This is a genomic window from Marinobacter salicampi (assembly GCF_011074795.1).
GTDB classification, from domain to species: Bacteria; Pseudomonadota; Gammaproteobacteria; order Pseudomonadales; family Oleiphilaceae; genus Marinobacter; species Marinobacter salicampi.
This window is the reverse complement of sequence record NZ_JAAMPF010000019.1, coordinates 37,671-50,969: the sequence shown is the minus strand read 5'-3', so window position 1 is coordinate 50,969 and position 13,299 is coordinate 37,671. Positions and strand designations below refer to the sequence as shown.

9 protein-coding genes are annotated in these 13,299 nt (G+C 60.0%); 4 read left to right on the top strand and 5 right to left on the bottom strand.

The window, feature by feature from the left end; genetic code table 11:
* The gene (locus tag G7W63_RS12630; RefSeq protein WP_166258518.1) at positions 1–372 is read right to left on the bottom strand and encodes a VOC family protein; all 372 of its coding nucleotides are present in this window, start codon (positions 370–372) and stop codon (positions 1–3) included.
* Between the two features lie 170 nt (positions 373–542).
* Here G7W63_RS12630 and thpR point away from each other — a divergent pair, with 170 nt between their 5' ends.
* A complete protein-coding gene (gene thpR, locus G7W63_RS12625) occupies positions 543–1,100 on the top strand; it encodes an RNA 2',3'-cyclic phosphodiesterase (protein ID WP_166258515.1) in 558 nt (185 codons plus the stop codon).
* Between the two features lie 169 nt (positions 1,101–1,269).
* A complete protein-coding gene (gene djlA, locus G7W63_RS12620) occupies positions 1,270–2,058 on the top strand; it encodes a co-chaperone DjlA (protein WP_166258512.1) in 789 nt (262 codons plus the stop codon).
* 47 nt (positions 2,059–2,105) lie between these two features.
* Here the strand turns inward: djlA and G7W63_RS12615 are convergent, their stop codons facing one another.
* Both G7W63_RS12615 and G7W63_RS12610 read right to left on the bottom strand, forming a co-directional pair.
* Positions 2,106–2,417, bottom strand: a complete 312-nt coding sequence (locus G7W63_RS12615) for an AzlD family protein (RefSeq protein WP_166258509.1) — start codon at positions 2,415–2,417, stop codon at positions 2,106–2,108.
* Positions 2,407–3,123: an AzlC family ABC transporter permease gene (locus G7W63_RS12610; protein WP_166258505.1), complete on the bottom strand. Its 717-nt coding sequence runs from the start codon at positions 3,121–3,123 to the stop codon at positions 2,407–2,409. The genes G7W63_RS12615 and G7W63_RS12610 overlap by 11 nt, the downstream gene beginning before the upstream one ends.
* A 171-nt stretch (positions 3,124–3,294) precedes the next feature.
* On the opposite strand from G7W63_RS12610, the gene G7W63_RS12605 reads away from it, so the two are divergent.
* A complete protein-coding gene (locus G7W63_RS12605; RefSeq protein ID WP_166258502.1) occupies positions 3,295–4,716 on the top strand; it encodes an amidase in 1,422 nt (473 codons plus the stop codon).
* Positions 4,717–4,771: 55 nt separating this feature from the next.
* Here the strand turns inward: G7W63_RS12605 and secD are convergent, their stop codons facing one another.
* Positions 4,772–7,294 carry a protein translocase subunit SecD gene (gene secD, locus G7W63_RS12600; RefSeq protein ID WP_166258499.1) on the bottom strand — a complete coding sequence of 841 codons (2,523 nt, stop codon included), beginning with the start codon at positions 7,292–7,294 and terminating at the stop codon, positions 4,772–4,774.
* Between the two features lie 780 nt (positions 7,295–8,074).
* Here secD and G7W63_RS12595 point away from each other — a divergent pair.
* Positions 8,075–9,943 carry a putative bifunctional diguanylate cyclase/phosphodiesterase gene (locus G7W63_RS12595; protein ID WP_166258496.1) on the top strand — a complete coding sequence of 623 codons (1,869 nt, stop codon included), beginning with the start codon at positions 8,075–8,077 and terminating at the stop codon, positions 9,941–9,943.
* Between the two features lie 272 nt (positions 9,944–10,215).
* On the opposite strand, the gene G7W63_RS12590 is transcribed toward G7W63_RS12595, so the two are convergent.
* On the bottom strand, positions 10,216–13,296 hold the full coding sequence (locus tag G7W63_RS12590) for an efflux RND transporter permease subunit (RefSeq protein ID WP_166258493.1): 3,081 nt from the start codon (positions 13,294–13,296) through the stop codon (positions 10,216–10,218).
* Between the last annotated feature and the right edge of the window lie 3 nt (positions 13,297–13,299).

Here is a 13,299-nt window from a genome sequence, read left to right as displayed (position 1 = left end):
TTAGCCGAAGTGGAAGAAAGCCACCTTGTTGCCGTCCTGATCCCTTATGTAGGCACCGTAGAACTGGTTGGGAATCCGCTGGCCAGGCTCACCATCGCAGGTGGCACCCAATTCCAGGGCCTTGTGGTAAAGCGAGTCAACCGCTTCTTTTGAGCCTGGGTTAAGGGCGACCATATTGCCATTGCCGGGATGATTGGGCTGTTTGTCGAAAGGGATGCAAATGGCCAGCATGGGCGAACCCATGTTTTTGCCGATAAATGTAATCCGCTCCATATCCAGCAGAACCTTGGCCCCCAGGCCAGACAGCAACTCACTATAAAACGCTTTGGCCTTCGCCATATCGCTTACACCGAGCGTTACATATCCGATCATGCTCACTTCTCCAGCTGTTTTCGTTATTTGCCCGGCTGGAACTGAAAGCCATTGCAGCCGAGGTTTGTTATACGTTATTTAAAGCAAATGGCCCCACGTTAAGGTCGGTCGCTTTGCACCGGCACTTTATATAGCCACTTTCATGCCGCCAGCATCAGCAGGGAGCACCCATGCAGCGTCTATTCATCGGGCTTGAATTGCCGCGGATAATCCTACAGCAGTTGTTGGCCCTGCGGGAGGAGATTCCCGGTGCCCGCTGGCAATCCGCACAACAGCTCCACCTGACCCTCTGCTTTATCGGTAATGCCGACGCAGAGCTGACCGAGCAAATCAACAGCTACATGAACGCTCTGGAAACAGCGGCCTTCAGCCTATCGTTGCAGGGCTTGGGCTACTTTGGACCGGTGCATAAACCCAGGGCCCTCTGGCTTGGCGCCAAACCGGCGGCTTCACTGATCGGGTTGCAAAAGGAAGTTGAACATAGACTGAGCGCCCTTGGCCTGGCGCCAGATACACGCCCTTACCAGCCCCACGTCACCCTTGCCCGCTTTAGCCGTAACAGCCCTGAGCTATCGCCTGGGACTGTGAAGAGTTTTCTTGCACGGCATGAAGACTACCGGTCGCCTGTCTTTGAGGTGGCCTGTGCCAGCCTGTTCCGAAGTAACCCCGGGCCCGCCGGTTCCCTCTATGAGGTAATCGAACGGTTTGACCTTTCCCCCGCCACCTGAAAGGGCGCCTGGTCCCTTGGCCTGACGTGCTGCCGGCCATGGCTGGTCTGGAACCGGGCAGAGCGGTTGCACGAACGCACTGATACAAGTACCGGCTGGTGTAGTGGGCAAGGTTTTGCCAAAAACGTTATGATGCCAGCCGAAAGGGTCCACTACGCAGGAAGACAACATGTTGTTAGCAGTCATTATCGGCGGTTTGATCGGGTTCCAGTTCGGCCGCATTCCGGGCTTTCTGGTGGGCGCTTTCCTCGCCGTGGTTGCCCTGAAGGTACTCAAGAGCCGTGTACGACAGGGGCTGCAAAACATCCAGTCGGGTTTCCTGGAGTCGGTGTTTGCGGTCATGGGCGCCCTGTGTAAAGCCGATGGGGTCGTGAGCGAGAATGAGATCCGGGTGGCAGAAGCCTTCTTCGACCGATTCCGCCTGTCTGGCCAGCAACGGGAAATCGCCAAGGCAGCCTTTGGCCGCGGCAAGTCCGATGATTTCGACCTTGATGCTGAACTTGCCAAATTCCTGAAAGTCAGCCGGGGCCAGCCGGCCCTGTTGCAGATGTTTCTCCAGGTGCAGGTATCCGCTGTTGCGGCGGACGGCCAGGTCCACCCGGCAGAGCACGACATGCTGGTGAGGGTAGCCCGGGGGCTTGGTCTGCCTGAAAGCCAGGTGGACCAGCTTGAGGCCATGCTCCGAGGTGCCCATGCGGGGGGTGCAGGCTCTGCAGGTGGCGCACGTCAGGCAACCGGGTCAGAACTTGCCGATGCCTACAAGATTCTCGGCGTTCCGCCTGATGCCAGCGATACAGAGCTCAAGAAGACCTATCGCAAACTGATGAGCGAAAATCACCCCGACAAACTTGCCGGCCGGGGCCTGCCTGAGAGCATGCGAGAGATGGCAGAAGCCAAAACCCGGGAAATCAGTAACGCCTACGATGTGATCAAAACGGCTCGCAAGAACGCCGCCTGATCGGCCGGAACGTCCTTCAGGCCCCACCAGTCTTCCACAAGACCCGGTCAGAAAAGGTAGCGGGAAAGGGCGGCGGCGAGAATGCCGGCGGCAATGGCCGGCAGGGGTTTGCGAGTCGCCAGCATCACCAGCGCGGTGGTACCGAGGGCCGCTCGGGCACCAATATCGCCATCGAAGGCCATGGGAGTCAGGATGGCAATAAGCACCGAACTGGCCATGGCATTGATGAAGCCCTCGACCCTGGGACTGATGGTCACGAACGACATCAGGAAGGTGCCGCCAAAGCGCGTGGCCAGGGTCACCAGCGCCATGATGGCGATGATCAGCAGAATGCCAGTGGTCGTGGTTTCAATGGCCATGGGGTTTTGGCTCCAGCCAGAAGAAACCAACTATGCCGCCTGCCAGGGCGCCGACCACCACATGGGTATGGGCCGGGAGCCACCAATAGGCGGCCATGGCGGCGCCTCCTGACACCACCCAGGCCACCAGCACCCGGGGCGTTTTCCTGCCACCCAGGGCCATGGCGAGCAGGAAACAGCCCAGCACCATGTCCAGCCCCAGGCTCCTGGGTTCCTGTAGTAGCCCACCGAAATACACCCCAAGCAGGGTACCAACGAGCCAGGCAAACCAGAGCACCAGGCCACCACCGAGGATCACCTCCAGATTGCGCCTGCCATTCTGGTAGTCCTGCGCCGCTATGGCCCAGTTGGCATCGGTCAGAACCACAAGGATGCCGTAGCGCTTAAATGGCGGCAGTTCCCGTAACATCGGGAAGAGCGAGGCCCCCATCAGGAGGTGCCGGGAGTTGATGGCAAACACAACCGCCATCAGGGGCAACAGGGCAACTTCGTTACCCCACATCTCCAGGGTGGCAAACTGGGAGGCCCCGGCGAACACCACCACGCTCATCAGGGTCGCCTCCAGCGGCGCAAGCCCTTTCTGGACCGCAGCCAAGCCAAAGGCAGCACCAAACGCCACGACGAACAGGGAGATGGGCAAAAGACGCAGGAACTGGGAACGGACTTTCGCCGGCTCCAGTTGATAACTTGGGTGGTCAGACATCATCGCAACCTAATTAAAATTGCGGAACCTGCGTATAGGTAGATACCGAGTAGAGGCAATTTCACCTCACCGTTTTTGCTCTGCAAGACCCCGGATCAGCCTTCCCGATCTGACATTCCGACCGGCAGGCAACTGAGGTAAAGTGCCCCGAGACACCTCACCAATGGACGACCGATGCCACCTAAACGCTCTGCTCCCGCTGTTAACGCCTTCCAGAACGATGCCCTGGCTAATCACGACGCCACTGCTCTGGCGGATCTCATCAAACGGGGCAAACTTGGCATCCGTGAAGTCACAGAAGCGGCTGTCGTGCGCGCCCGGCAGGTGGAACCGGCACTGCACGGCATCGCAACGGACAATTTTGAACAGGCGTTGGCGAAGGGCCCGACCAGACAGACCGGTATGTTTGCGGGCGTACCCACCCTGGTGAAAGACAACAGTCACGTCGCTGGCCTGCCGACGCGGCACGGGTCGCTGGCCGTACCTTCAGCAACCCAGCCCGACGATGGGTTTTTCGTCAAACAATACCTGGCCCAGGGTTTTGTGTGTCTTGGCAAAAGCACCCTGCCGGAATTCGGTTTCAACGCCTCAACTGAACCTGTGCACGGACCGGCAACGGCCAACCCCTGGCATACTGATTATTCTGCCGGCGCGTCATCGGGCGGATCCGCGGCTCTGGTGGCCGCTGGCGTGGTTCCCATTGCCCATGCCAACGATGGCGGTGGCTCGATCCGGATACCCGCCGCCTGCTGCGGCCTTGTGGGCCTTAAACCCAGCCGCGGTCGTCTGGTGGACAGTGAAGCTGCCCGGTCGCTACCGGTCAGGATCATTGGCGAAGGGGTACTGACCCGCTCGGTTCGGGACACGGCCCGCTTCTTCCTGGGAGCCGAGCAAAGCTACCATAACCCCGACCTGCCCCCGATAGGTGACGTTCGGGCACCGGCCAGGGCCCGCCTGAGAATCGGCCTGGTCGAAGACTCCATCACCGGCAACCCGACCGATGAGGATACCCGCGCGGCAGTAACAGCCACCGCCCATCTGCTTGAGTCCATGGGTCACAGCGTTTTCCCCATGGCAGTTCCGGTGGCCAGAAGTTTCCCGGATGACTTCGCACTTTATTGGGGCATGCTGGCCTTTGCCGTGAAGACCATGGGCAAACGTGCCATCGACCCGGGTTTCGACCGCCGCAGGGTCGACCCGTTGACCCATGGCCTTGACCGCATGTTCCGCAAGAAACTTCACAGGCTACCCGCAGCCCTCTGGCGACTGCGACGCAGTAGCCAGGATTACGCCAGGGCCATGACCGGTGTTGACGTGGTCCTGACCCCTGTTCTGGGTCATACCACCCCAAAGCTGGGTTATCTGAACCCCACCCTACCCTTCGACACCCTGTTCGAGCGCCTGACCCGTTATGTCAGCTTCACCCCCCTGGCCAATGCCACCGGTGCCCCTGCCATTTCTCTGCCCATGGGATTTGACCGACATAACCTGCCATTGGGCGTTCAATTCATGGCCGGCCACGGTCAGGAGAGGCTGTTACTGGAACTGGCCTACGAACTGGAAGAGGCTGCGCCCTGGCACAGCCTCTCGCCCTGAACTGCTGCGAACCCGTTATTGCCAGGTAGCTAGCGCCATACCCTGAGCCCAGGACTCAGGGCCGGTCCTCCCGCAGGAACAGGCCGGCATCCCCGCTCAGCTCCAGTTCATTTTGTGCCGTCGCTTTGCGTTCCATGGCCCGTCTGCCCAGCATCATGACCACCGGCGCCGCGATGTACATGGAGGAACTGGTGCCAACCACAATGCCGAACAGCATGGGCAACGCGAAGCTGGCGACCGCCTCACCGCCAGCAATGCCCATGGGCAATATCGCCAGAAAGGTGGTTACTGAGGTGAACAGCGTGCGCGTCAGTGTCGAGTTCAGGCTCTCGTTTATCAGGTCTTCCAGGGCCATGTCGGGGGTCCGCTTCAGGTTTTCCCGTATGCGATCGAAAACCACCACTTTATCGTTGATGGAGTAGCCGATCAGTGCCAGCAGCGCGGCCACGGCGGTCAGGTTGAATTCAACGCCGGCGAGCACGAAAAAGCCCAGGGTTTTGGTCAGGTCCAGCGCCAGGGTCAGCATGGCACCCACGGCAAAGTGGCGCTCAAACCTGAACCAGAGGTAGACAAACATGCCCAGGCCGGCCAGCAGAACCGCAAGAATACTGATGTCGATAAACTGGCTGCTGACGCTCGGCCCTACTACCTCCACTCTCGGGAAGTCTGCCTCGGGGGCAATTGCACTGATGACCGAGCGGATTTCCTCCACCTTTCCCGCGTCCTGACCGGCACCGGCCTCCGATGACAGTCTCAGAAGGAAGCTGCCGTCTTCACCAATCGGTTTGACCGAAACATCTTCAATGGTGCCGGCCTCAAGACTACTGCGGACCGTATCCAGGGACAGCGACGAATCTGCCCTGACCTCCATGAGAATACCACCCTGGAAGTCGATCCCCTGTTTGACGCCGGGCTGGACCAGGAGGCCGATGGCGACCGCTGACAGAATCAGTGACAGGATCAGGCCGCGGCCGCGCACATTCATGAACCGGATCGGTTTGGCGGGCGTGAGCCACCTGAGCCACCGGCTCTCCGGCATAAGCTGACGCTTGCCAAGCGCCGAGACCCGCCATTCCATCAGCAGGCGTGTGACGGAAATCGAGGTGAACATCGACACTACCAGACCGACTGCGATGGCAACGGCAAACCCGCGCACCGGGCCGGTGCCGAACAGGAACAGCAGGCTGACCGCGATCAGGGTGGTGACGTTAGAATCGAGGATGGTGCTGAAGGCTCGCTGGAAGCCGGTATGCAGTGCGTAACGGGCGCTGACACCCCGTCGCACCTCCTCTCGGATGCGCTCGTTGATGAGGATGTTGGCGTCCACCGCCATGCCGATGCTCAGGATAAGACCGGCCATGCCAGGCAAGGTCAGGGTTGCGCCAAGACTCGCCAGCACGCCCACAACCAGTCCTGCGTTCACCATGAGTGCGACGTTGGCGATCATCCCCCAGCGGCCGTAGGCAAAAACCATGAAGGCGAGCACCAGTGCGGCGCCCACCAGGCCTGTGGTCACACCCATCTGTATGGCATCGCTGCCAAGGTCGGGGCCCACGGTGCGCTCTTCCACCACACTCAGGGGGGCCGGCAAGGCGCCGGCCCTGAGCAGCAGAGACAGATCCTGGGCCTCGGCTACCGAGAAGCCGCCACTGATCTGGCCGGCGCCGCCGAGAATCGGGCTCCGTATCACCGGAGCGGTGACCACCTCGCCATCGAGAACCACGGCAAACGGCACCCCGACATTATCCCGGGTTACCGAAGCGAAGCGCTCGGCACCGGAGTTGTTGAGCCGGAAATTGACCACCGCCTCACCGGAATCCGGGTCAAAGCCCAGGGTGGCGTCCGTGAGGTCGCCACCATCCAGCAGAGGTGTTTTGGCGACCCGGTAGATCTGTCCGTCATCAGCTCCGGGTACCCGGAGGCCTGCTTCTGAGCTGCTCTCATTCAATACCAGATGGAAGGTCAGCCTGGCGGTACGGCCTAGCAGCTCCTTTACATGGCCCGGGTTTTCCATACCCGGAAGCTGCACCAGGATGCCCTGGTTGCCCTGCCGGGAGATCAGGGGTTCCACCACACCGGTCTCATCCAACCTTCGGCGCACCACTTCCAGGCTGCGTTCCAGGGCATCGTTGGTGAGGGCCTTGGTGAAAGCGCTCGTGGTTTCCAGCTCAAGGGTATTGCCGTTGACCGTTACCTCGAACCAGGGCGGACTCTGCTCATTCCGCAGTTCCCGGGCCATGCTGCGAGCCTCCTCCATGCGCTGGGGGCTTCTCACTTCGATCTGCAGCCGACCATCAGCTTCCCTGACCCGTGAAGTCGACACGCCTTCGGAGCGCAGTTGGCGAACCAGATCCTCAGCAAGCTTCAGGTGCTGTTCCCGAGCGAGGGTTTTGATGTCCGCCTCTAGCAGAAGGTGCGAGCCACCCCGCAGGTCGAGCCCAAGGGTCACCCGGTGGTCAGCATAGGCCTGGGGAAAGTGCTTTGCAGCAAAGCCAGGCATGAGGCTTGGCAGAGCAGCTGCCAGGCCCATAAGAATGATGGCGCCGTAAGCCAGCGCCTTAACTCGTAGATTTCTCATCACTTGTCCTTGTGGGCCCCTGCATCAGACGCAGGACGCCGTTACACGGTCACAGGCGGGCCGGAACCCGCCGCTCAAAAGCAGACCTAGACCAGGACAAAGGCGGGCGGCGCCCGGGATTGATGGGCGAAACGGGGGGTATCGGAAGCGTTGAAGCCACAGGCCGCTACTGATGGGGTAGAGGCCCGGCTCCACGCACTAACATGGCCACGGGGGCTTCCCAGCCCATCATCCATTCCGTCAGCTTCCGCCGCGGCGGAACCGGGGCTATATACAACCCGGCCAGGAGTTCGGCTGACGAGGGGCTCGGCGCCTGTGATGCTGCCGGAGTTATCAAAACCCTGGAGAACGGTGGTTTGAGGGTAGCCTTGCCAGCTTGCCAGGACCGTGAGCAGGCTGAAAAAAACCAAAAGGGGGCTGGTGCAGCGGGTCAGCGACTGGCGGAGGATCAGGATCCAGGACGAACAGCTGGTGAGCACGTGAGTAGCCAGTGTTGAGGACGCGGGTGCGAACCTGCTGAGCTGAGATTACCGCCAATTCCTGTATTCGTCATCCGTACTTGTATGCAGTAGTGCAAAATCGATCTTAGGGGCGAAAGCTGCACAAGACACAAATTGCTACATATAAGCGAAGAGCAAGAGATTATGCTGGCGCCCGCGGCCGACAACGACTCCCGATGACTGGGTCCGCCGGACAATGCTTGCCGGCCATGGGACCCGTTGGACAGACAGGTTTCCCGTTGCCATTATTAATCCATACCTATGGAGGATTATTTCGGTCATGCCTGATAACCAGACCTTCATTGATTTTCATGAAGCCCTGATGCGCCTGAGTCACAGCCAGGCGTTCATGCGTGATCGCCGCGACAAGAAACTGGCCGCTCTGACACGGATGTGTGCCACCCTGCTGGATATCGAACGGGTCAGCGTCTGGCAGCTCAGTACCGATGGCACTGTGCTTTCCTGTGAAATGATGCATGAGCTTGAGCAAACAGCCAGCTCCACCACCTGGCCCAGGTTCCAGTTGAACGAAAACGACCACCCGGATTACTTCAGGGCTATCAAGGCAGCCCGGGTAATCGAGGCATGCGATGCCCAGACCGATGCCCGCACCAGCTCCTTTTCAGAACACTACCTGAAGCCCCTTGGCGTCCAGTCAATGCTGGATGCCCCGGTGTTTGATGGTGGCACGCTCAGTGGGGTGGTCTGCCTGGAGGCCAAGCACCGGCGCGTCTGGACCCTGCCTGAGCTGTCGTTCATCACCGCTATTTCCGACACCGTAAGCCTGATCAACACCCATGAGGCATGGCTGAGATCGAAGCAGAAACTGGATTACATTACCCACTTCGACTCCCTGACGGGACTGGCCAACCTGCAATCCCTGCGGACACGCATTGACTACCTTCTGAGCAAGATTGCCCGGCGCGAGAATGGCAGTTTTGCCGTGGTCTGGATCGACCTTGACCGGCTCAAAGTGATCAATGATGGCATGGGCCCGCAGATTGGCGATCAGGTTATTGCCGAAACCGGCAATCGTCTCCGGGCTCTGTCCATTCCCGGCAAGGACCAGCTGGCACGGATCGGTGGCGATGAGTTCGCTCTGGTCCTGCGTAACTACAGTTCCCGAACGATGCTGGATACTGTTATCCAGAGAATCATTGCCGACATCAGCCAGCCCATTACCATCGGCGGCCAATCCCTGAGCGTCAGTGCGAGCCTGGGCATCTGTCATTTCCCTGGCGACGGCGATAGCGCCGATTCCCTGCTGCGCAGTGCCGAAGCAGCCATGTATCACGCCAAGCACCAGGGCCGGGCCCAGGCCTGTGAATTCGATACCTCCATCCATGCTAACGCCCGCTCCCGCTTCGCCCTGGAACGGCAGCTCAGGACAACCATTCAGAAAGACGGCCTGGATGTATTTTACCAGCCCATACTGGACGCCAAGACCGGGGATATTGTCAGCCTTGAGGCACTGGTCAGATGGCAACACCCGGAGCAGGGCTGGCTATCGCCGCTGGAGTTCCTCGACGTTGCACGCAGCGCCGGCCTGATGTTCGGGCTGGGCCAATGCGTACTGAGAAGGGTGTGCAGGGACCGGAGTATGGCGGCCGCGCGGGATATATGCCTGCCGGTCATGACCATCAACCTGGCCTCAGAGCAGGTACTGGACCCGGTCCTGCCGAGCCTTGTCAGCAACCTCTGCGCCGAATACGGCATTGCCCAGTCAGAGCTGCATTTTGAGGTGACCGAGGATTCAATTCAGGGGGATTCAAGAGCATTGAAAACCGTTCTGGACCAGTTGGTGGCCGGCGGCTCCGAGTTGGCCATTGATGACTTTGGCACCGGGTATTCCTCTTTGTCACGGCTCAAGCACCTGCCCTTCTCCAAGCTGAAGATTGACCGTTCGTTCATCCATGACCTGCCCCATGATGAAGATGACTGCGCCATTACCCTGTCCATCCTGGGGCTTGCCCGGGGTCTGGGGCTGTCGGTGGTAGCAGAAGGGGTGGAAAATGCGGGCCACGAGGAATGGCTGAATGCCAGGGGCTGTGATTACCTTCAGGGCTACAAATACAGCCGGCCCATTCCGCTGGACGAGTTGATCGCAACCTTCTTCAGTACACCGAACACGGTCAGTGCCGAACTCTGAGCGACCCTTGCGAGAAAAGACTCAATAATCCCGCCAGTCGCCAGGACTACAGGCTGGCAAGCAGGCCAACCACAACCGGGATCAATACCACGCCCAGCGCTGTGGCAGCCAGTTTCAGGCCTTCGTATGCCTCCGAAGCCTGCGGGTCTGATGCAGATGACATGTGCTCTCCCTGGCAATGACCGCACGGTTATGTCCGTGGCGTCGATGCCTTTCAGCGATATGGTCATCCAGATCCTAAATGTTAACTGTTATCATTTGCAATACTAGTTTCACAGCGCTTCTCCGGTTTTTTGAGGTCGCAGCTTTCGGCCAACCTTATCCCCCAGCACCAGCAGGGCCGGGGTCAGCAACAACGTCAGCAGGGTCGCGAACGCCAGGCCACCCGCAATGGCGCTGGACAGCTGGGTCCACCACTGGGTCGACGGCGCCCCCAGCCCGAGGGCGGGCGTCAGCAGGTCAACGTTTATTCCCATGACCATCGGCATGAGGCCCAGAATGGTGGTAATAGCGGTTAGCAACACCGGCCGCAGGCGCAGAGAGCCGGTTTCCAGAGCCGCGTCGTAGGCCGCCATGCCGCCCCTGCGCATGTGATTGTAGGTATCAATCAGAACGATGTTGTTGTTCACAACGATACCCGCCAGAGCGATGATCCCCATCCCTACCATGACAATGCCGAACGACTGGCCATTAAGAAGCAGGCCCAGCAACACGCCTGCGGTAGAAAGCACGATGGCGGAGAGAATCAGCAGTGCCTGGTAGAGCGAGTTGAACTGGGTTACCAGAATCAGCAGCATAAGTGCCAGGGCAACCATAAACGCACTGGCCAGGAAAACACCGGCCTCCTGCTGCTCTTCGTCCTCGCCGGCAAACCTTACCGTTATGCCTTCCGGAGGCTCTGGCATGGCTCTGGTAAGGGCCCTGAGCTGCTCGGCCACCTGGGCTCCCGGCGCCAGATCCGACTTCACGGTGACGGTGCGCTGGCCGTCCACCCGTCGTATGGTTCCGGTCTTCGGGGCCGGTTCCAGGGTGAGGAAATACGATAGCGGCACCTGGCCCCGGGGCGTGTTGATGGTCTGGCGCTCGAACTGGTCGAGTTCGCGCCACATCTCCGGTACCCGCACGGCAATGTCCACTTCATCCCGGACATCTTCCGGTCTGTAGGTGGCAAGCACCAGACCGTTGGTAATGAGCCGCACCGCACTGCCGGCACTCAGCACGTCAGTGCCATAACGGGCGGCGGCTTCACGGTCAACCTCAAGCCGCCACTCGATGCCGGGCAGGCTGCGGTCGTCCTCCACGTCCACAAACCCATCCGTTTGCGCCATCGTGTCCCGTAATTTGTCGACATAATCTTCGAGCTGGGCGCTCTGCAGGCTGCTTACCTTGATCTCGATCGGCTTGCCGGAGCCCGGGCCTTCCTCCTGCTCGCGAAACTCAAGCACGATACCGGGTATGTCCTCGGTGCGCTTTTTGAAATCCGCCAGAATCTCACTGGCTGGTCGTCGCTCGTGCCAGTCGGCAAACTGGAACTGCAGAACGCCGACCACGTCCGGGGCCAGCTGGTTGCCGGGGTTCACCATTGAGCGGACGTACATGGCTTTCACTTCCGGCATGCCCAGCAATCGCGACTCCACGCGCTGGACCAGCCGGTCTCTCTCGTGGACCGACAGGTCGCCTCGGGCCCGCACCCATATCTGGGCCGAGTCCGGTTCCACGCTGGGGAAGAACTCAACCCCATGATTGAACCTGGCATAGCCGGCATAGATCAGGCCCGTCACTACAACCACCCCGAGCAGGGTCAGTCCGGGGTAGCTCAGAAGACTGGCCAGTGCCTTGCGGTAGCCCTGGTTGAAGCGACCTTCAGTAACTGCCTTGCGCGCCTTTTCGCCGCCACTGACACCGCCAAGCACCGGCAGGAAAACCAGGGCCATGGCGAGGGACGCCAGCAGGCAGAGAATCACTGTAATCGGGAGGAATTTCATGAACTCCCCCACGACGCCGGGCCAGAACAGCAGCGGCAGGAACACCGCCAGCGTGGTCGCGGTGGAGGCAATAACCGGCCAGGCCATTCGGGTGGCAGCTTCTGCCCAAGCTTTACGGGCCGGCAGGCCATCGTGCAGGTTACGGTCTGCCAGTTCGGAAACCACGATCGCGCCATCCACCAGCATGCCTGCCACCAGGATCAGGCTGAACAACACGACAATATTGAGGGTGTAACCAAGGCCCCAGATCAGCAGTATGCCAGCCAGGAAAGCGCCGGGAATGGTCAGGCCGACCAGTAACGCCGACCGCAGACCCATGGTAGCGATGATCACGATGATGACCAGGACAATCGCCGTCAGAACGTTATTGAGCAGATCCGCCAGTATGTCCCGGACTTCCGTGGACTGGTCCATGATGTACTGGACCTCAAGGCCGTCGGGAAATTGTGATTCGGCTTGGGCAATCAGCCCTTTGACCTGGGCAACGGTTTCAATGATGTTCTCGCCGGTGCGTTTGGATACCTCCAGCACCAGAGCAGGTTCGCCGTCGATGCGGGCAAAGCCGGTGGGATCCTTGAATCCGCGCTGGAGGGTGGCCACATCCCCGAAAGTCACCACCGAATCACCGCTCACCTTGATCGGCATGGCCATGACATCCTCAATGGTTTCGATGACGCCCGGCACCTTCATGGTCATCCGACCGGCGCCGGTATCCAGGCTACCTGCCGCCACCAGCTGGTTATTGCGGGTTACCAGGGTTGCCAACTGGTCGTAGTCGATCCCATAACTTTCCAGCACCTGCGGGTTGACCACGATTTCCAGCATGTCCTCCCGGTCGCCGCCGATCTGCACTTCAAGTACCTCGGGAATGCCTTCGATGGCGTCCTGGAGCCGCCTTGCTACCGTGATCAGCTCCCGCTCGGACAGTGGCCCCGAGAGCCCGACCGACAAGACCGGAAACAGCGAAACGTTGACTTCGTTCACCCGGGGCTCGTCGGCTTCAGACGGAATCTTGGACCTTGCGGTGTCGACCTTTTCGCGAACGTCCTGCAGGGCTTTGTCGGGGTCAAAGCCGGCATCGAATTCCAGCATCACCGAGGCGTGACCTTCCGACGCTGTCCCGCGCATTTCCTTGATGCCTTCGAGGGAGCGCAACTCCTGCTCCATGGGACGCACCAGAAGCCGCTCGGCATCCTCAGGGCTGATGCCCTCCAGCGTAAGGGAAACATAGATCATCGGAATGGCGATGTCGGGGTTGGCTTCCTTCGGAATCGACTGGAAGGCCGCCGTACCACCGATAATCAGGAACAGCAGGGTCAGCAGGGTTGTGCGACTGCGGTCCATGGCCGCATAGATAAGCGTGCGCATAAA

Bases quoted from the DNA above. Each gene is read 5' to 3' on its own strand.
- G7W63_RS12630 (WP_166258518.1), bottom strand. From the start codon at position 372: ATGATCGGATATGTAACGCTCGGTGTAAGCGATATGGCGAAGGCCAAA.
- thpR (WP_166258515.1), top strand. From the start codon at position 543: ATGCAGCGTCTATTCATCGGGCTTGAATTGCCGCGGATAATCCTACAG.
- djlA (WP_166258512.1), top strand. From the start codon at position 1,270: ATGTTGTTAGCAGTCATTATCGGCGGTTTGATCGGGTTCCAGTTCGGC.
- G7W63_RS12615 (WP_166258509.1), bottom strand. From the start codon at position 2,417: ATGGCCATTGAAACCACGACCACTGGCATTCTGCTGATCATCGCCATC.
- G7W63_RS12610 (WP_166258505.1), bottom strand. From the start codon at position 3,123: ATGATGTCTGACCACCCAAGTTATCAACTGGAGCCGGCGAAAGTCCGT.
- G7W63_RS12605 (WP_166258502.1), top strand. From the start codon at position 3,295: ATGCCACCTAAACGCTCTGCTCCCGCTGTTAACGCCTTCCAGAACGAT.
- secD (WP_166258499.1), bottom strand. From the start codon at position 7,294: ATGAGAAATCTACGAGTTAAGGCGCTGGCTTACGGCGCCATCATTCTT.
- G7W63_RS12595 (WP_166258496.1), top strand. From the start codon at position 8,075: ATGCCTGATAACCAGACCTTCATTGATTTTCATGAAGCCCTGATGCGC.
- G7W63_RS12590 (WP_166258493.1), bottom strand. From the start codon at position 13,296: ATGCGCACGCTTATCTATGCGGCCATGGACCGCAGTCGCACAACCCTG.